We start from the raw sequence: 17491 nt of genomic DNA, 5'->3' as shown, positions 1-17491 counted from the left end.
GAGTCGGCAACTCTCCCGCTCAATGCAACATTCGCTATTCGAGCGTGTTCGATGTCACTAGCGTTCGATGCGATCTCGTCCGGTGGGTACATCCGCCCACCTCACAGGCCACGCCATGTGTGACACGGAGGTAACAATGACGTCCTCAGAAACCGAAGTTCGCGTCATCGAATCCGGACCGCCCCCGACCCGATATGCCCGAGGCTGGCACTGCCTCGGACTCCTCGACGAATTTCGCGACGGCAACCCGCACGCAGTGGAGGCATTCGGGACGAAGTTGGTCGTCTTCGCCGACAGCAAGGGTTCGCTGAACGTACTCAACGGCTACTGCCCGCACATGGGCGGTGATCTCACTCAAGGCACTGTCAAGGGCGACTCCGTCGCATGCCCGTTCCACGACTGGCGATGGGCCGGCAACGGTAAGTGCTCGAGCATTCCGTACGCGCGACGCGTTCCGCCACTCGCGCGCACGAAATCGTGGACGACGCTCGAACGCAACGGGCAGTTGTACATCTGGCACGATCCGCAAGGCAACCCACCGCCCCCGGAAGTCACCATTCCGGAGATCGAGGGATACGCCGAAGGGAAGTGGACGGACTTCACCTGGAACCGGCTGACGATCGAGGGGTCCCACTGCCGGGAGATCGTGGACAACGTCGTCGACATGGCGCACTTCTTCTACGTCCACTACTCGTTCCCTGTGTACTTCAAGAACATTTTCGAAGGTCACATCGCCACCCAGAACATGAACACCAAACCGCGGCACGATGTGGACCTGGGCACGAGCTATTCGCGCGAGGACGATTCGATCGGGCGTTCGGAGGCGTCGTACTACGGCCCTTCGTACATGATCGACTACTTGTGGAACGACTCGCCGGTCGGCGAGCTCGAAATGGTGTTGATCAACTGCCACTATCCGGTATCGCCCACGAGTTTCGTACTGCAGTGGGGCGCGGCGGTGAAGAAGCCCGCGGGGCTCACCGACGAGCAGGCGAAGGAGATCGCCGAGTCCTTCACCACGGGCGTCGAACTCGGGTTCGTCCAGGATGTCGAAATCTGGAAGAACAAGGCGAAGATCGACAACCCGTTGTTGTGTGAAGAGGACGGCCCGGTGTATCAGTTGCGGCGCTGGTACGAGCAGTTCTATGTCGACGTCGAGGACGTTACGCCGGAGATGACGCGGCGTTTCGAATTCGAGATCGATACCGAGCGTGCGATCAACTTCTGGCGCAAGGAAGTGGACGAGAACATCGCCGCAGGGCGATTCATCACGTCGGATCCTCGCATCGAGGCGTTCCAGGCGGACGAAAACCGGGCTGCCGAGGTCGGCGTTCCGGACTGAGGGTGTTTACGAGGGCCGGTCCGGACGATGATCCGGGCCGGCCCCCGGGCGCTCGGGACGATCTCAATCCAGCTGTGCGCGCACCCGGTCGACGCGTTCCTGCCAACGGTCCAGCCACTCGGGCGATGGGAAGATGTGAGTCTTCTTGGCGGCCATGGCAGTAACGACGAGGTCGGCGACGTATTCGGTCGAGACCCCCTTCTCGATGGTGCTGTTCACCTGATTACGCAGCTCTTCCAGCTCCGGATCGGCCTGTGATCTCGGGATGTGGCCGGCCGGGGCGTTGCGCTCGTCGTTGCGGATGGAGGTTGCGGTGAATGCCGGGCAGAGGACCGCCACGCCCACGTGAGGGAACTCCGTCGCGAACTCGTGCGCCATACTTTCCGACATCGCGACCACTGCCGCCTTCGACGCCATGTACGGATGTAGTGGTGCAGTGGTAGTGAAGCCCGCCATCGAAGCGGTGTTCACGATGTATGCCTCGTCCTGAGCGGCCAGTAGTGGCAGGAAGATGTTGCAGCCGTTGATGACCCCCCAAAGGTTGACACCGATTGTCCATTCCCAGGTGGCCAGGCTGGTTGCCGCGAACCGCTGCATCCCGCCGACTCCTGCGTTGTTGCAGAGAACGTGAACGGCGCCGAATCGTTCCACGGTGGCGTCGGCGAGCGCACGGACCGAATCGGCATCGGCGACGTCCGTTCGCACGGGCAGGACTTCCCCGAGTTTCTCGAGCTCTGTGGCCGTCTTGGCGAGATCGGTTTCGTCGAGATCGGCGATGACGACCTTCATACCTTCCTCGAGGAACCGGGTCGCGAGCCCGCGCCCGATCCCGTTTGCCCCGCCGGTTACAACGGCGACACGTCCTGCCAGTTCTTTCACAGTCCCTCTCCTTTGTCGAAGATGCGAGATGCCGCATGCACGTCCGTGACCGGCACCGCAGCGTCGATGTGTTCGAAAAACATTCCGCTACGCCGAGTCCAGAGGAAAATGACATGCGACGTAGTGGTCTGGTCGAACCTCCCGCATCCGAGGCTCCTCGTCCGCGCAGAGAGCTTCCGCGCGAGGGCATCGCGTGCGGAACCGGCACCCGCTCGGGGGATCGATGGGCGAGGGCAGGTCACCGGACAGCGTGAGTTGCGTCGGCACGACTTCGGGATCGGGTTCGGGAATCGCCGAGAGCAACGCCTCGGTGTACGGATGCAGCGGAGCAGCATAGAGCACGTCAGGTGACGCGACCTCGCAGATCTTGCCCAGGTACATCACCATCACCCGATCGCTGACGTTCTTGACGACAGCGAGATCGTGAGCGATGAACAGCAACGTCAGTCCGTACCGTTCCTTCATGTCCTCGAGCAGATTGAGGATCTGGGCTTGGACCGACACGTCGAGAGCGGAGACCGGTTCGTCGCAGATCACCAGTTCGGGCTCCACCACCACGGCGCGTGCGATCGAGATGCGTTGGCACTGACCACCGGAGAACTCGTGTGGCCGACGGTCTCCCGAGACCGTCGGGTCGAGACCGACCACGGACAGGATGTCGTCGACCATCGCCTGCTTCTCTGCACGACTGCGTCCGCCGGCGACGTCCAGTCCTTCGGCGACGATGTGCCGCACCTTGCGCAGAGGATTGAGCGATGAAATGGGATCCTGAAAGATCATCTGAAGGGTGCGCCGCGCCGAACGCAGTTCACGCGGAGACATCGCAGTCAGATCGACACCTTTGAATTTCACCTCTCCCGAGGTGGGCCGCGGCAATTGCATGACGGCCTTCGCGACTGTCGACTTTCCGCAACCCGATTCGCCTACCACGCCGAGCGTTTCACCGCGCCGGATATCGAAGCTGACGTCCGAAACCGCCTGTACCTTCCCAGCTCGCCCGGTGTCGTATTCGACGACCAGATTGCGGACGGTCAGCAACAGATCGTGGCTGTCCGCTTCCCTCAGGTGAGCGGTTCCCGTACCGGCCATCTAGAGCACGCTCCTCGAGTCCACAGGAAGACCGGCGGCGGTCCGTCCTTCGTCCAGATTGGTGGTCCACGCGTCGTCCCCGGCGGGTGTACCGACGGGAAAGAAACAGGCATGACGGTGCCGGTCGCCGGTCGTTCCGTCCGTCGTCAGTACCGGTGTCTCGGCAAGACATCGCGGCTGTGCGTGCGGGCAACGCGCAGCGAACGCGCATCCCGGCGGTGGATCGATGACGGTGGGCGGTCGACCCGGAATCGCGCGCAGCCGGGTATGGCTGGGATCGGAGATCCGGGGAATCGACCCCACCAGCGCACGGGTGTAGGGGTGCCGCATTTCCTGGAACAGGACCTTGGTCGGTGCCTGCTCGACGACTCGCCCCGCGTACATGACTGCGATCTCGTCGGACCTTCCGGCAACGACGCCGAGGTCGTGCGTGATGAGAACCATCGCCATGCCCTGCTCGCGCTGCAGTCGTTCGAGCAGAGTGAGGATCTGGTGTTGCACAGTCACGTCCAGTGCCGTCGTCGGCTCGTCGGCGATCAGCAGTCGCGGTGAACATGCCAGCGCCAAGGCGATCACGACCCGCTGGCGCATGCCTCCGGACAGGTTGTGCGGGTACTGCTTCAATCGTTTGCGCGGTTCGGGGATGCCCACCCATTCGAGCAGTTCCTCGGCCCGGTCGAGAGCTTCGGACCTGCTCATCGGAAGGTGCCGGCGCAGGGTCTCGGTGAGCTGTGCGCCGATCGTGAGGACCGGAGTCAGCGACGTCATCGGGTCCTGGAACACCATCGCCATCCGGGCACCCCACAGCTTGCGGGCTTCTTCCCGGCCGAGGGTGGCCGTGTCGCGACCTTCGAACTCGATCTTCGAACCGCTGCGCACCACGGCACTCGGCGCGAGGATGTTCATCACGGCCCTCGACAGCACCGACTTGCCGGAACCGGATTCGCCGACGATCCCGAGTGTGCGTCCCGGCGCGACGTCGAGCGTGACGCCGTCGACCGCCCGGACCATGCCGCGCGGTGTATCGAACCAGACACGCAGATCGGTCACCGCCAGCGTCGGTGTCCCGGTGTCCTGCTGCAGTACCTGAGTCACAGCGTCGATGTCCTTTCCGTTGACGGTCACAGCGACGACTCCCGGCCCACGCGTCCTCGAGCCCAGTCACCGACTCGATTGAGGGAGAACACCGTGAGGAAGAAGAACACGCCCGGGACGAGCACCAGAGCCGGGTTCTCGTAGAGACTCTCTCGTCCGGCGGCGATCATTCCTCCCCAACTCGGTGCCGGTGGGGGGACACCGAGTCCGAGGAAGCTCAGTGACCCTTCGGCTACGACGAGGGTGGCTGCGACGACGGTGGCGAACGAGACGACCGGCAGCAGCACGTTGGGCAGGATCTCCCGGCGGAGTATGCGAGTGCTGCTCGATCCCATGGACTTCGCCGCGATGACGAATTCGCGATCCGCATAGGCGATGGTGTTGGCACGGGCGATACGCGCGAACGTCGGAGCCCCGACGACGCCGAGTCCGATCGCCAGGGTCACCGCACTCGGTTCCCGCAATGCGACCAGCGCGATCAGGAGGATCAACGGCGGGAAGGCGAGGATCGTGTTGGTGGACAGATCGAAGACGACGTCGAATGCGCGACGGAAATACCCCGCGATGAGACCCGCGGCGGTACCGATCACCATCGCCACCAGGGTGGCACCGATCGCGACTGCCAAGGAGATCCGTGCACCGTGCAGCGCGCGGCTGAGTTGATCGCGTCCGAGTTGATCGGTACCGAGGATGTGCTCGGCATTCTGGAAGGGCGGCAACGAATACAGATTTCCCACGACATCGGGTGCCGGCAAGGGCAGCAGGTCGACGAACAGCGCGGCGAGCACGATCGTCACCAGCCAGCATCCGCCGAAGAATGCCCCCACGTCCCGACGGCGGCGACGACGCCCGGCAGGTTCCACTTCGGCCGATGGCGGAGTGAGTTCGTCGACGGGGGCGCTACCGTCCTGCGGATCGAGGATCGGAAGCCGTTCCTCGGAGACGACCGACGCGGGTTTGTCGAGGCTGTGGCTCACGAAGTCCTCACTCTCGGATCCAGAAGCGGGTAGGTCAGGTCCACGAGGGCGTTGAGCAACACGTACGCGACGGCCACCACGAGGACGATGCCTTGCACCAGGAGGAAATCCCTGCCGGTGATCGCAGTGATCACCAGCGTGCCCAGGCCGGGGAGCGAGAACAGCGTCTCGACGATCACCGTCCCTCCGATCAGTCGGCCGAGCGACACGCCCATCACCGTGAGTAGCGAGAACGCGGAGGGACGCAGTGCGTGGACCAGCAGGATCCGCGGTGTGGACAGTCCTCGGGCCCGGGCAGACAGGACGAAGTCCTGTTGCAGCGTCGCCACCATGTCGTTTCGGAGAAGGCGGATGAAACCCACCGTCTCGACTGCAGCGAGTGTCACGACCGGGAGAACAAGGCTACGTATGTGGGGTACGAGACCTTCGGACAGTGGTGTCCATCCGGTGACCGGCAGGGCCGACAGTGTCACCGCGAAAACGAAGACGAGCAGCACGCCGAGCAGGAAGCTCGGGATCGAGAGGGTGATCGAACACAGGAACGTCGCAATGCGGTCCACGAGGCCGCCCGGCCGATAACCCGAGTAGACACCGACAGGAATGGCGATGAGCAGTGCGAGGAGAATCGACAGAGTCGCGAGTTCGAGCGTGACCGGTAGACGCTCGAGGATCGAATCGGTTACCGGGACTTGTGACTGCATCGAGCGTCCGAGATCGCCTTGGAGTGCGCTACCGAGCCACGAAAAGAAGCGTTCGGGGAGTGATCCGTTCAGACCGAATCTCTCTTCGGCAGCGGCGCGCATCTCCGGAGTTGCACCCTCGGGCAGAACCGAGGCGAGACGATCACCCGGGATCGTTTCCAGGAGAAGAAACGTCGTTACGCTCACCAGGGCGAGAACCGAGACGAGCTTTGCGGCATGCCGTGCTACGGCTCGGTACATCATTGCTGAATCCACACCAGTTCGGGACGGAACCAGTACTGGTACGCCACTTCGACGCCGTGAACGTTCGCCGGACTGATCAGGTCGGTGCGGGCGTGACGCCAGAAGCGATAGGCGTTGGTGGCCACCAGCTCGTTGATCGCCGTCTTGTATGCGCTCTCCACCACTGCCGGGTCGTTCGATGTGTGAGTGAGATCGAGAGCCTCGTCCACGGTCGGGTTGGAATAGCCCGAGTTGTTGGACGACCCTCCTGTGCGGAAGACCTTGTAGAGATTGTCGGGGTGGGTGCCTCCGAGACCGCTGACGATCAGATCGTAGTCGCCGGACGTCATTGCAGCCGCGAATGCCGCGCCTTCGAGTGGGACGATACGCACTCGCAGGCCATCGACTTGTTGCAGTTGAGATTGGATCAACTCGGCCGTCTGACTCAGCACCGGACTACCGGCAGTGAGAACGTACGTCAGTTCGATGTCACCACTACCGGTGCGGGACCGGTAGTCGTCGAGAAGTTTCTGCGCGCCTTGTACGTCCCGTTCCGGCCATGCCGACCCCGGGTCGTAGAGCGGACTGTCCTCGGGAGTGAAACCGGACGCGACGGGCTCACCGGGATACACAGCATTCATGATCTGCTCGTTGTCGATCAGCTTCGCGATCGCGGTGCGCACATCGGGATCGGCGAGCGGGCCGCGATGGCTCAGCCGGAAGCCCGTACCTCCGAGCAGAGGAGCAGAGGTGACCTTCATGCCTGCGCCTTCTGCACGAGCGGCATACTTCTGCACCGTGACTGCCATGACGTCGACTTCGCCGGCCTGGAGGGCGTTGAAACGCTGATCGTCAGCAGGGATCGTCTTCAACACGAGTCGGTCGACGTACGGACGGGGCTGGTCCCAATAGGTCGGATTGCGGTCGAGAATCATCTCTGTGCCGCGAGCCCAGGAGGTGAGGGTGAACGGTCCGGCGCCCACGGGATTGTTGCCGAAATCCGCGCCCAGCGCTTTGATCGCGGTGGGCGAGGCGATGTATGCGAGTGCCTCGGTGAGACCGAAATCGAGTTGGTAGTTGACCTCCTTCGATGTAACCGACAGGGTCGTCGGATCGACTACCTCCCAGTCGATGGTCTTGGCAACGGAGGCGCTCGGCGATAGGAGTGCCGGATCGAGTATGCGGCCCCAGTTGAAGGCGACGGCAGCCGCGTCGAAGGGAGTGCCGTCGGAAAAGGTCAGACCGGGCCGCAGTTTCAGCGTCCAGGCCTTCCCGTCCTCGGTGGTGAAGGACTCCGCCATCCCCGGCTCGATCTCACCGGTCTCGAGATCGTAGTCGAGCAGCGCACCGTACACCGCTTGGCACGGACCGACCCCGATGCCGATGGCACAGGTTGCGGGATCGACCGATTGTGCCTCGGTGTTGTACGAATACACCAGCGTGCCACCACGTACGGGGTCGCCGGCAGGCGACGCGGAAGACGCTGCTTCACCGCCGCACGCGGACACGAGCAAGGCGACGGCAGCACCGATACAGGCGGCCGTTATCGGACGCGGACCAATCTTCACAGCACTCTCCTCGACGACATCGGGGGTCAGGCGCGGGGCGAACGGAGACCAAAAACGATGAGTGCATTAGGTCACAGGTCACAAGGAAGGCCGAACCGAATGTTCCACTGAGTGGGTGGTCGGGTGGCTCGACGTTCGCGTGAATACCTTTATGGATCACAGTAATTGCCGAGTCGTGTTCGTAATCCGCGACACGGCTCAGGTCGACGGAGCGGAGAACGATGAAGGAACTGTGCGGTCGCATCGCGGTCGTCACCGGCGGTGCACACGGGATCGGGTTCGGGCTGGCGACCAGATTCCTCCAGGAAGGTATGAAGGTCGTCGTCGCCGACAACGACAGCGACGGCCTGGCCCGAGCGGAGAAGGAACTGTCCCGTTCCGGTGAGGTTCTGGCCGTGGATACCGATGTCGCCGATCCGGATTCGGTTCAGGCGCTGGCGGACGCGACGATGGACCGGTTCGGAGCCGTTCACGTCCTCTGCAACAACGCGGGTGTCGGAGGTCTACAGCGATTCGAGACCACGAGCCTGGCGACCTGGAACTGGACCCTCGGCGTGAATCTGTGGGGCGCCGTGCACGGCTGCCACATCTTCCTGCCTCTCCTCGCGGCGCAGGACGAGGCATACATCGTCAACACGGCCTCCATGTCCGGCTTCCTGACCGGCCCGTATCTGCAGCCCTACACGGTGTCGAAAGCCGGTGTGGTCGCGCTGTCCGAGGCTCTGGCGAACGAGTTCGCGAAGGAATATCCCCACATCGGGGTCGCCGTGTTGTGCCCGGCCTACACGGCGACATCGATTCGCCACGACGAGCGCAATGCTCCCGCGGGTCATGTGCCGCGCAGTCTGGCGGATCCTGCGACGGCCGAGCTCCGGGAGGCAGTGGACTCGATGATCGAAAAGGAGGGTATCTCGGCGGACGCCGTCGCCGATCTCGTGGTTCGCGGGATGGCAGAGCGTAAGACGCACATCTTCCCGCATCCGGGATGGCTGGACCGATGGCAGGAACGTGTCGACAAGGTGAGGGCGCAAGTATGAGGAATCTGCAGGGTCGCGTCGCAGTCGTCACAGGTGGGGCGAGCGGGATAGGCCTGGGACTGGCGACTCGTTTCCTCGAAGAGGGAATGAAGGTCGTGATCGCGGACATCGATGTGCACGGTCTGGCTGTCGCGGAGGCGAAGCTGTCCGAGCTCGGTGACGTGCTGGCGGTGAAGACCGATGTGGCGCGGGTGGACTCGGTTCAGGCGCTTGCTGATGCAGCCGTGGCTCGATTCGGTGCGGTGCACATCTTGTGCAACAACGCAGGCGTCGGTGGCACGCAGCGGTTCGACACCGTCGGCCATGCGACGTGGGAATGGACGATCGGAGTCAATCTCTGGGGAGTGATTCACGGATGCAGGATCTTCCTCCCGATCCTCGCGGCGCAGGACGAGGCCTACATCGTCAACACGGCGTCGATGGCCGGATTCACGTCCGGTCCGTACCAGGCAACCTACAAGACCACCAAGGCCGGTGTCGTAGCGCTGTCGGAATGTCTGGCGAACGAGTTCGCGATCGAGCACCCGAACGTCGGGGTTGCAGTCCTGTGCCCGGCCTACACGGCTACCGAGATCCGCAACGATGAACGCAACGCCCCTGCCGGCCATGTACCGCGCGCGGTCGCCGATCCCGGGTTGAACGACAGACGAGAAACCGTCTACAGCACACTCGAGCAGGAAGGTATCTCACCAGAGGACCTCGCCGCCCTGGTCGTCGATGCCCTCGCGGAGCGCAAGACGCACATCTTCTCGCACCCCGAATGGTTCGACGTCTGGCAGCAGCGGGTCGACAAGGTCCGCGCTCAGCTCTGATCGTTCTGCGCCCGGATCCGATCTGACTGTGCCCCGGCTCCTCGAGGAGTCGGGGCACAGTCCCGTGTTCTACCGGGGGCAGCGCACGGTTACCGGAACCATGCCAGTTCCGGGCGGAACCAATACTGGTAGGCGGGCCGCACGCCCTGGACATCGTCGGGGCTCAACAGACTGACCGTCGCATGCCGCCAGAAGCGGTAGGTGGACGCCGACACTATCTGCTCGATCGCTGTCTTGTACGCACTCTCGACGACAGCCGGATCGCCGGAGGCACGCGTGATGTCCAGTGCCTCGTCGACGGCCGGCTCCGACAGTCCCGCACCGTTGGAAGCACCTTCCGTGTGGAATACCTTGTAGAGATTCTCGGGATGGGCGCCGCCCACGGAGGCGATGATGAGGTCGTAATTCCCGGAGTTCAGCGCCGCGGCATAAGCGCTTCCGTCGAGGGGCTCGATGTTCAGCCTCAGGCCGTCGACCTGTTGCAGTTGAGCCTGGAGCAGCTCGCCGACCTGGGTCAGGACCGGACTGCCGGCAGAGATGTTCAACGACAGTTCCACCTCTGCTCCGCCGTTCCGTGCGCGATATCCGTCGACGAGTGCCTGAGCACCTTCGAGGTCGCGGGCAGGCCACGCGGATCCCGGGCTGTGGAGAGGACTGTCCTCGGGGGTGAACCCGGTGGCGGTGGGCTCGCCCGGATAGACGGCGTTCATGATCTGCTCGTTGTCGACCAACTTGTCTATCGCCGTGCGCAGGTCGCGATCCGACAGCACACCGCGGCTGTTCATCCGGAAACCGGTCCCACCGAGCATGCTCGTCCGGACGGCCCGCATCCCCGCGTTCTCGGCGCGGTCCGCGTACTTGTCGAGGGTGACGGTCATGACGTCCACCTCCCCGGCCTGCAATGCATTGAATCGCTGATCGTCAGCGGGGATCGTCTTGATCACGAGGCGATCGACATAGGGGCGGGGTTGATCCCAATAGCCGGGATTGCGGTCGAGGACCATCTCGGTCCCCCGGGCCCAGGAGGTGAGGGTGAACGGTCCCGCACCGACAGGAGCGCTGCCGTAGTCGGCCCCCTTCTGCTCGATGGCAGCAGGGGACCCGACGAATGCGAGGTCTTCGGTCAGGGCAAGGGGGAGCTGGTAGTTCACGTCCTCCGATACCACTCGAAGCGTCAGCGGGTCGACGACCTCCCATCGGAGGGTCCGTGCCACAGTGGCAGCACGGGAGAGCTGGGCAGGATCGAGGATGCGATCCCAGTTGAACGCGACGGCTGAGGCGTCGAGGGCGGTACCGTCGGTGAAAGTCAGGTTCGGCCGAAGCGTCAGCGTCCATGTCCTTCCGTCGTCGGTGGTGAAGGATTCGGCCAGCCCCGGCTCGAACTCGCGACTTTCGGGGTCGTAGTACATCAATGCGCCGTAGATCGCCTGACACGGATGCATGCCCACCCCGATCGCGCACGTGGCCGGATCCACGGATTGCGCCTCGGTGTTGAAAGCGTAGGTCAGGGTGCCCCCACGCTGGGGTTCCGCGGACGATGCGCCGGCAGGAGAGGAGGAGCCGGAACATCCCGTGGACAACACGGCCATGGCTACGGCCACCCCGATCGCAGCAGCGGCTCGTGGACGCATCTTCACATTCGTCTCCTCGGATACAGATTGTCGATCGGCACTGCGCACGGGAATGCTCGTTTCTCCGACGATCAGGCCACAGAGGTACCGGTGCGGCGAACCCGGCGTTCCACCCACCGGGCGGATGCGATGCGCACAGGGTGAAGTCGACGGCAACCTCCCGCTCCGTGGAATCCGATCTGAACCGACGCGATCGAAAGTGCCTACTGTGAACCGGATTGCCGTTCCGCCGGGCTGATGCCGCGGCAGAGAGGAGCCCCTATGACTACCCTCGAGCGCCATCCGATGATCCCCGTGGCGCCGCCTTCCGTGATCGACAACTTCTATACACCGGAAGAGATCGCGACGATCTTCTCCGTGATCCGGGAGAACGGACCGTGGCGCCTGATTCTTGCTCATCATTTCTCCTCGACCGAGGAGTATCTCGCGATCTCGGGCGGAAAAGACCGCAAGCCGGACGCGAAACTGTCGGACTTCGTCGCTCCGGTGTTCCGGGGCTTCCTCGGTAACGACGGCGTGGTCTTCTACCCCGAACTACACGACATCTATTTCGGACGCAAGCTTCTCGACACTGCACGGTCGCTCCACGGAGCGAAGTACGGCATGGTGCACGACCTGCTCTTCAACTTGTGCGGGCCCTCGCACAGCTTCGATCCGGGCCATTTCGACACCGCGGTCTTCCGCGGCATGGGACTGTTCAACACGCCTATCTGGTTGTTGGCGATCATGTCGAAATCCGGGCTCTTCGATGCGTGGGAGGTCAAGTCGGCCCAAGTCCTCACCTACTTCAACAGGTCCGACATCGACGGCGGTTTCACGTACTGGCCGGACGGCCCGGACGAGGATCCCGCCCGGATCGCGGCTCCGTTCTGGAATACCGCCTTTCTCACGGACAATTCCCGGATGTATCACCGTCGGGAATCCAACGGAGCCAGGGACGAGCGGGACTACCCCGAGTTGGACATGAAGACCGAGTTGCATGCAGTCGCCGACGGTGAGTGGTCCGTTCGCAACGGTGACGAAGAGATTCGCCGATTCGGTGAGGCCGACATGCGATTGCTCGTGCACTACACGGCCCTGTTGTTCGACGATATCGACGATGTCCGGCGCTACCAGGACCACACCGACGACCTGACTCCCGACAAGGTGTTCGGAATGCTGATCGACGACATGCGAGCCAAGGGGCATGCGATCGATGAACCGAGCGACCCGATGAACGACATGGGGTTCGTTGCACGATTGACGGAGTTCTACAAGATGGCGCCCAGTCGCTATCCGGCGGAAGCACCGCTCGAAGTGCGATGAGCGATCGCTCTTCCGTGCCCGGCGCGCGCCGGACACGGAAGAGCGGGTTCCGAAGATATGTGCTGTGGGGTCAGGTCACCGTGCCGGCAGCGTCGGACGCATCCGTATCCCGCCGTCGACTCGGATCGTCTCCGCGTTGAGATAGGAATTGTCGAGGCATGTCGTCGCCAGCGCCGCGACCTCGTCCGCCCGGCCCATGCGCCGGGGGAACAGGACGTCCTCGGCCAATCGCGCCTTGTACGCGGTGGATGCGTCGGATGTGCCGTAGATCGGAGTATCGACGAATCCCGGCGCGATCGTGTTCACGCGTATGCCGTATTCCGCAAGATCGCGTGCCAAAGGCAAGGTCATACCCGCCAGAGCGGCTTTCGCGGCAGAATAGGCGACCTGGCCTGCTTGGCCGTCGAACGCCTCCACGCTCGAGACCATGAGAACGGATCCACGCTCACCGGTGTCGTCCGGTTTCTGAAGCGCCATCGCCGAGGCGGCGCGCCGTATCACGGCGAACGTTCCCAGAAGGTTGATCCGCAGGACGCGTTCGAATGCGGCGAGATCGTGCAGGAATACGTTGTTGTCGTTCACGGCCACGATTCGTTCGGTGTGTCCGATGCCGGCGGAAGTCACGACACGGCGCAGCGGCGCCAGGCCGATCGCGGTATCGACAAGTTCCGCAATTGCTTCGGGATCACTCACGTCGCATCGGACGAACGTCCCCGCGACCTCCGATGCGACGCCCTCGCCTGCTTCGACGCAGATGTCGCCGACGACGACGTGGGCTCCGGATTCCGCCAGTTCACGTGCCACCGCGGCGCCGATGCCCGACGCACCTCCGGTGACAACTGCCGTCGTTCCTGTCAGCGTGCGCATGTATCGCCCTTTCCTGGCTACAGATTCTGGGCGATCTCGATGAGATGTCCTTCGGGATCCTTGACGAAAGCCACCGCGAACCCGATGTCGGGCATCTCCTCGATCGGTGTATCGACAGTCCCGCCTGCCTCTTCGACTGCACGCACGGTGGCAGCGATGTCGGTCACGTTGAATCCGAGCACGGACTCTCCTACCGGGGGAGTGGGGCGCTCGACGTACCGCCACACGATCAGTGAGGAGTCGTCCCCCCGGCCACTGGTGAGGATGATCTCCTCCACGGCGTCGTGCCCTCGACCCACGGTGAGCCTGTTCTTCTCCTTCATGCCGAAAGCCGCGGCGTAGAAGTCGGCTTCGGCCTGAATGTCCTCGACGAATATCTTGGTGAAAGCGAAACGTGTGCCCGTGTCCATGGATCTCCCTGCCGGATCGTCGTGTGATTCGAGGATGTTCGTGTGTATTTCGCCGGGGGGTGACTCCGCGCGGCAAGTCGAAGTTCCACTCAGTGGTTTGTTGTGTATGCGGCTCAGCATGTTTCGAGAATTCTCGTGGTCGGTAGGCCGACTGAAAGAGGAGACATGTCCGAGACGATGAGATTCGATGGTCGCGTTGCCGTTGTCACGGGAGCCGGTAACGGTCTGGGGCGCGCGTACGCTCTGTTGCTCGCGGAGCGTGGAGCCACAGTGCTCGTGAACGATCTCGGGGGCAGTATCCACGGCACGGGATCGGACCGGGGACCGGCGTTGCGGACGGTCGCGCAGATCGTCGACGCAGGGGGCGTCGCCGAAGCCAACTTCGACTCCGTGGCAACCGGACCCGGTGGTGCCGCCATCGTTTCCCAGGCCCTCGAGACGTGGGGGCGAGTGGATATCGTTGTGAACAATGCCGGCTCGGTCATCTCTCGTGGACCGATCGACGAGAACACCGACGAGCAGTACCAGGCAGACCTGATGGTCGCGGCCGGCGGGACATTCTTCGTCACGCGTGCGGCGTGGCGGCACATGTGGGATCGCGGTTACGGCCGCATAGTCAATGTCTCGTCGGCGGCGTTCCTCGGAATGCGGAGTTCGGCCGGATATCCCGCAGCAAAAGGTGCGACGTGGGGTCTGACGAGAAATCTGGCGCATCGTGCCGCGGCCGACCACAAGGACATCAAGGTCAACTGCGTGATGCCCACAGCGGCCGCGAGAATGACAGAGCTCATGGGGGACACCATCTCTGCAGGCATGGCGAAGTACTACCCGCCCGAATCGGCGGCACCCGCAGTCGCGTATCTGGCGCACGAGGAGGCGGCCGTGTCGGGCGAGATGTTCGCCGTCGGCGGAGATCACATGCGCAGAGTATTCGTCGGAATAACGCCAGGATTCCAGGCGGAGCCGGGAGAACTGTCTCTCGAGGGGATTCGCGACAATCTCGACGCGGTCATGAGCACAGAGAACTACATCGTCGCGCGGAATGCGCTGGACAAAGTCATGCTCGACCCGCGGGTCCCGTGGCAGGACGGTGTCGGTTCGGTGTTCTAGGCCGAGCAGGGGTCTCGATCTCCTCTGTTCACCTGTGTCCGATGGAAATGCTCTACCGAAGGGTCTCCGACTCGTCGAGATGTCGTGCCCATCCGTCGGGCAGGTGCAGTCGACGGGGACGTTCCGTCATCCGGGTGGGAGTGTCGTGTTCCACTTCGACGAGAAGTTCCGGCGGGAAATACACGGACGCAGTGATACCGGCGTTCGAACCGAAATCGAAGGTGGGCCGTAGTCGCACGCTCATACCGTTGCGTGCAGCGAGGCGCCCCACGACGTACAGGCCCATTCGGCGAGGAGCGGAGACGTCGGCATCGTCACCGGCAGTGAGGCGAGCGTTGATCTCGTCGAGAGTGTCCGGTGGTATCCCGACACCGGAATCCGCGATCTCGAGCAGAAGGCCCCCACCGACGGCGGCCGAGAACTCGAAGTTCACCGATGATGGGGGTTGCGATGCGCGTAATGCGTTGTCGACGAGTTCGGTGAGCAGATGAACCACGTCGGTGACCGCGGCACCGACGAGATAGCCGCTCGGTGTCCTGCCGATGCGGACACGCTGGTAGTCCTCGACCTGGGAGACGGCGCCGCGAAGGATGTCGCCGAGTGGAGTGGGCGCAGCACGAGTCTGCGGGCGCGAGTCGGAAAGGACGAGCAGAGAGTCGCCGGTCCGGCGGATTCGTGCCGCGAGATGGTCGAGCGAGAACAGGCTCTGCAGCCTCGCGGGGTCCTTTTCCTGGTATTCCAAGGACTCGATCAATGACAATTGCCGGTCTACAAGTGTTTTGTTCCTTCGAGCCAACGTCTCGAACATGATCGCCACCTGACGCCGAAGATGTGCTTGCTCGCCGGCCAGGCGTAGCGCTTCGGAGTTCATCGAATCGACGGCCCGGGCAACCTCGCCGATTTCCTCGCTCGTATGCACGTCGATCGGATGGAGCCGCACGGTGTCGACATCGGCGCCGTTCTTGACCGCTTCGATGGCAGCGGGAAGTTCGTGGTGTGCGGACGCAAGAGTGCCGTCGCGCAGTCGTCTGAGTGGCACGGACAGGGCACGGGCCACGGCAAGGGCGACGGCGAGCGCGATCGTAAGGGTGGCGGCGACGACAGCCGCGTCCCTGATGGCTACCGCGCGGGAGTTCGACGTCAGCCGGTCCAGCGTCGACGTGATCTGCTCGACTGCACGGTTGTTCATCTCCTTGTAAGGAGTGAATGCCGCCAGCATCGTCCCCTCGAGTTCCGTCTCGGAGTTTCCATCGGACACCATCCCGGCGAGCTGCCTCTGTCTGAGGGACAGGTTGCCGAGCAACTCGTCGATTCGTCCGTTGTCGAGAGAAGTTCCTCGAAGAAGTCCCAGGGTCGATTCCTCCACATGCATGGCCCTCTGGGCAGTGATGAGTGCGGCCTCCGGGTCGGCGACGAGAAGCCCCAGCGCGTTCGCCTGATCGAGGAGCGTCCTTTGAGCTGTCCATGCATTGAGCATGTCGGTTCCGGCGGTCAGCACCTCGGTGTTCTCGGCGAGGTCGAGCACCGCGCGAAACACCCCTTCGCATCGGCTCAGAAAATCGACTGTGAGCCGCTCGAGTTCTTTCGTTGAGACGCTGCGACTGTATGCGGATTCGTGGAGGGCGCGTCCGTCGTCGACGAGTCGCGCGATACTCCCGGCAATCGCAGCTCCGAGGACTTCCGGATCGGCATGGCCATCGAGGTTCCGGGTCGACTCGGCGATCTGCTCCTGATCGGCGATGGCGGGTAATCCGAGACTGATCGAAGTGGAGGCAGCGATGACGACATAGGAGAAGTCGAAGAGTACGGGAATCACTGCGATCTGTTCCGACAGCGTGTCGAAGCGCCGGGCTTCGTCGAGTTTCGCCCCGGCTCGTAGCGCGCCGAGTGCAGCAGCGGCAAGTAGGGGAATCACGAGAAGAACGGCGAGTTTGTGTACCAGCCTCCAGTTCGAGAGCCTCGAGGAACTCGGTAGTCGTCGTCTTCGTTGTCGATTCATCGTTTTCCTATGTCATCCGGCACGTGAACCCGCGGTGGTTCACGCCCGGGCAGAGTGCTCCTACGATTCGCAGTGGCTCGATCGCGAGGTCTCGTATACGTTCCACGGCTCCGGATCTCGGCCCGAACGGCGCCGACGTGGAGGATGACGTCCGGATTCGGAGAAATGAACCCCGAGTTCCCGCTGAGCGGACCGTCGGAACGGGCTGCCTACGCCGATGCGTTGCGGCACGACCGCAACGGTGCCGGTCGCGGTGGCCACCCATGCGGCCCGAGGCGTGTCCGGCAAAGGTCGAGCCCGCACTTCGGCCGAGCTCACGTCCGCTCGGAGCGGCATCCCGTTGAACGGGAGGCCACCGTCCACCGGTCTCGGGCATGCGCACATAATTCAGCGCCCACGTCGGAAGTGATGCAGATCACTGGGTCGGAAATATGTGTCCGGCATCTC

General features: G+C 63.3%; 15 protein-coding genes. 5 read left to right on the top strand and 10 right to left on the bottom strand.

What is annotated here, in order from left to right:
- Positions 1-136: 136 nt before the first annotated feature.
- Complete coding sequence (locus ACWPOC_RS22200; RefSeq protein WP_120280237.1) at positions 137-1342, top strand: Rieske 2Fe-2S domain-containing protein; 1206 nt, start codon at positions 137-139, stop codon at positions 1340-1342.
- A 63-nt stretch (positions 1343-1405) separates the two neighbouring features.
- Here the strand turns inward: ACWPOC_RS22200 and ACWPOC_RS22195 are convergent, their stop codons facing one another.
- From ACWPOC_RS22195 to ACWPOC_RS22170, 6 genes are all read right to left on the bottom strand, one after another.
- Positions 1406-2221 carry an SDR family NAD(P)-dependent oxidoreductase gene (locus ACWPOC_RS22195; RefSeq protein ID WP_120280236.1) on the bottom strand — a complete coding sequence of 272 codons (816 nt, stop codon included), beginning with the start codon at positions 2219-2221 and terminating at the stop codon, positions 1406-1408.
- Positions 2222-2308: 87 nt separating this feature from the next.
- A complete protein-coding gene (locus tag ACWPOC_RS22190; RefSeq protein WP_120280235.1) occupies positions 2309-3310 on the bottom strand; it encodes an ABC transporter ATP-binding protein in 1002 nt (333 codons plus the stop codon).
- Entirely contained in the window at positions 3311-4321 is a 1011-nt protein-coding gene (locus ACWPOC_RS22185; RefSeq protein ID WP_120283647.1) for an ABC transporter ATP-binding protein, read from the bottom strand. It lies immediately after the preceding gene.
- Positions 4322-4431: 110 nt separating this feature from the next.
- Positions 4432-5382, bottom strand: a complete 951-nt coding sequence (locus ACWPOC_RS22180) for an ABC transporter permease (RefSeq protein ID WP_229579533.1) — start codon at positions 5380-5382, stop codon at positions 4432-4434.
- The gene (locus tag ACWPOC_RS22175; RefSeq protein ID WP_179161782.1) at positions 5379-6323 is read right to left on the bottom strand and encodes an ABC transporter permease; all 945 of its coding nucleotides are present in this window, start codon (positions 6321-6323) and stop codon (positions 5379-5381) included. Before ACWPOC_RS22175 ends, ACWPOC_RS22180 begins: the two co-directional genes overlap by 4 nt.
- Positions 6323-7741 carry an ABC transporter substrate-binding protein gene (locus tag ACWPOC_RS22170; RefSeq protein ID WP_455409344.1) on the bottom strand — a complete coding sequence of 473 codons (1419 nt, stop codon included), beginning with the start codon at positions 7739-7741 and terminating at the stop codon, positions 6323-6325. The genes ACWPOC_RS22175 and ACWPOC_RS22170 overlap by 1 nt, the downstream gene beginning before the upstream one ends.
- A 353-nt stretch (positions 7742-8094) precedes the next feature.
- Here ACWPOC_RS22170 and ACWPOC_RS22165 point away from each other — a divergent pair, with 353 nt between their 5' ends.
- Together ACWPOC_RS22165 and ACWPOC_RS22160 are read left to right on the top strand one after the other, a co-directional pair.
- Positions 8095-8910 carry an SDR family NAD(P)-dependent oxidoreductase gene (locus tag ACWPOC_RS22165; protein ID WP_120280234.1) on the top strand — a complete coding sequence of 272 codons (816 nt, stop codon included), beginning with the start codon at positions 8095-8097 and terminating at the stop codon, positions 8908-8910.
- A complete protein-coding gene (locus ACWPOC_RS22160; RefSeq protein ID WP_241384780.1) occupies positions 8907-9722 on the top strand; it encodes an SDR family NAD(P)-dependent oxidoreductase in 816 nt (271 codons plus the stop codon). The genes ACWPOC_RS22165 and ACWPOC_RS22160 overlap by 4 nt, the downstream gene beginning before the upstream one ends.
- Before the next feature lie 89 nt (positions 9723-9811).
- Here ACWPOC_RS22160 and ACWPOC_RS22155 read toward each other — a convergent pair whose 3' ends face one another.
- Positions 9812-11353, bottom strand: a complete 1542-nt coding sequence (locus tag ACWPOC_RS22155) for an ABC transporter substrate-binding protein (protein ID WP_455409360.1) — start codon at positions 11351-11353, stop codon at positions 9812-9814.
- Between the two features lie 261 nt (positions 11354-11614).
- Here ACWPOC_RS22155 and ACWPOC_RS22150 point away from each other — a divergent pair, with 261 nt between their 5' ends.
- Positions 11615-12658, top strand: a complete 1044-nt coding sequence (locus ACWPOC_RS22150; protein WP_085469114.1) for a hypothetical protein — start codon at positions 11615-11617, stop codon at positions 12656-12658.
- Positions 12659-12733: 75 nt separating this feature from the next.
- Here the strand turns inward: ACWPOC_RS22150 and ACWPOC_RS22145 are convergent, their stop codons facing one another.
- Positions 12734-13525, bottom strand: coding sequence for an SDR family NAD(P)-dependent oxidoreductase (locus tag ACWPOC_RS22145; protein ID WP_455409343.1), 792 nt, complete (start codon positions 13523-13525; stop codon positions 12734-12736).
- A 17-nt stretch (positions 13526-13542) separates the two neighbouring features.
- Positions 13543-13935, bottom strand: a complete 393-nt coding sequence (locus tag ACWPOC_RS22140) for a VOC family protein (protein WP_120280231.1) — start codon at positions 13933-13935, stop codon at positions 13543-13545.
- Positions 13936-14112: 177 nt separating this feature from the next.
- Here ACWPOC_RS22140 and ACWPOC_RS22135 point away from each other — a divergent pair, with 177 nt between their 5' ends.
- Positions 14113-15045 (top strand): SDR family NAD(P)-dependent oxidoreductase, encoded by a 933-nt coding sequence (locus ACWPOC_RS22135; RefSeq protein ID WP_455409342.1) that lies wholly within the window; start codon positions 14113-14115, stop codon positions 15043-15045.
- A gap of 52 nt (positions 15046-15097) precedes the next feature.
- Here ACWPOC_RS22135 and ACWPOC_RS22130 read toward each other — a convergent pair whose 3' ends face one another.
- Positions 15098-16960 (bottom strand): sensor histidine kinase, encoded by a 1863-nt coding sequence (locus ACWPOC_RS22130; protein ID WP_455409341.1) that lies wholly within the window; start codon positions 16958-16960, stop codon positions 15098-15100.
- Positions 16961-17491: the final 531 nt, after the last annotated feature.

The organism is Rhodococcus sp. 5G237 (assembly GCF_053764735.1).
This window is presented reverse-complemented; position numbering and strand designations above follow the sequence as displayed.

Coding starts and splice junctions, on each gene's coding strand:
- ACWPOC_RS22200 (WP_120280237.1), top strand. CDS start 137: ATGACGTCCTCAGAAACCGAAGTTCGCGTCATCGAATCCGGACCGCCC.
- ACWPOC_RS22190 (WP_120280235.1), bottom strand. CDS start 3,310: ATGGCCGGTACGGGAACCGCTCACCTGAGGGAAGCGGACAGCCACGAT.
- ACWPOC_RS22185 (WP_120283647.1), bottom strand. CDS start 4,321: ATGGTCCGGGCGGTCGACGGCGTCACGCTCGACGTCGCGCCGGGACGC.
- ACWPOC_RS22175 (WP_179161782.1), bottom strand. CDS start 6,323: ATGTACCGAGCCGTAGCACGGCATGCCGCAAAGCTCGTCTCGGTTCTC.
- ACWPOC_RS22165 (WP_120280234.1), top strand. CDS start 8,095: ATGAAGGAACTGTGCGGTCGCATCGCGGTCGTCACCGGCGGTGCACAC.
- ACWPOC_RS22160 (WP_241384780.1), top strand. CDS start 8,907: ATGAGGAATCTGCAGGGTCGCGTCGCAGTCGTCACAGGTGGGGCGAGC.
- ACWPOC_RS22155 (WP_455409360.1), bottom strand. CDS start 11,353: ATGCGTCCACGAGCCGCTGCTGCGATCGGGGTGGCCGTAGCCATGGCC.
- ACWPOC_RS22150 (WP_085469114.1), top strand. CDS start 11,615: ATGACTACCCTCGAGCGCCATCCGATGATCCCCGTGGCGCCGCCTTCC.
- ACWPOC_RS22145 (WP_455409343.1), bottom strand. CDS start 13,525: ATGCGCACGCTGACAGGAACGACGGCAGTTGTCACCGGAGGTGCGTCG.
- ACWPOC_RS22140 (WP_120280231.1), bottom strand. CDS start 13,935: ATGGACACGGGCACACGTTTCGCTTTCACCAAGATATTCGTCGAGGAC.
- ACWPOC_RS22135 (WP_455409342.1), top strand. CDS start 14,113: ATGAGATTCGATGGTCGCGTTGCCGTTGTCACGGGAGCCGGTAACGGT.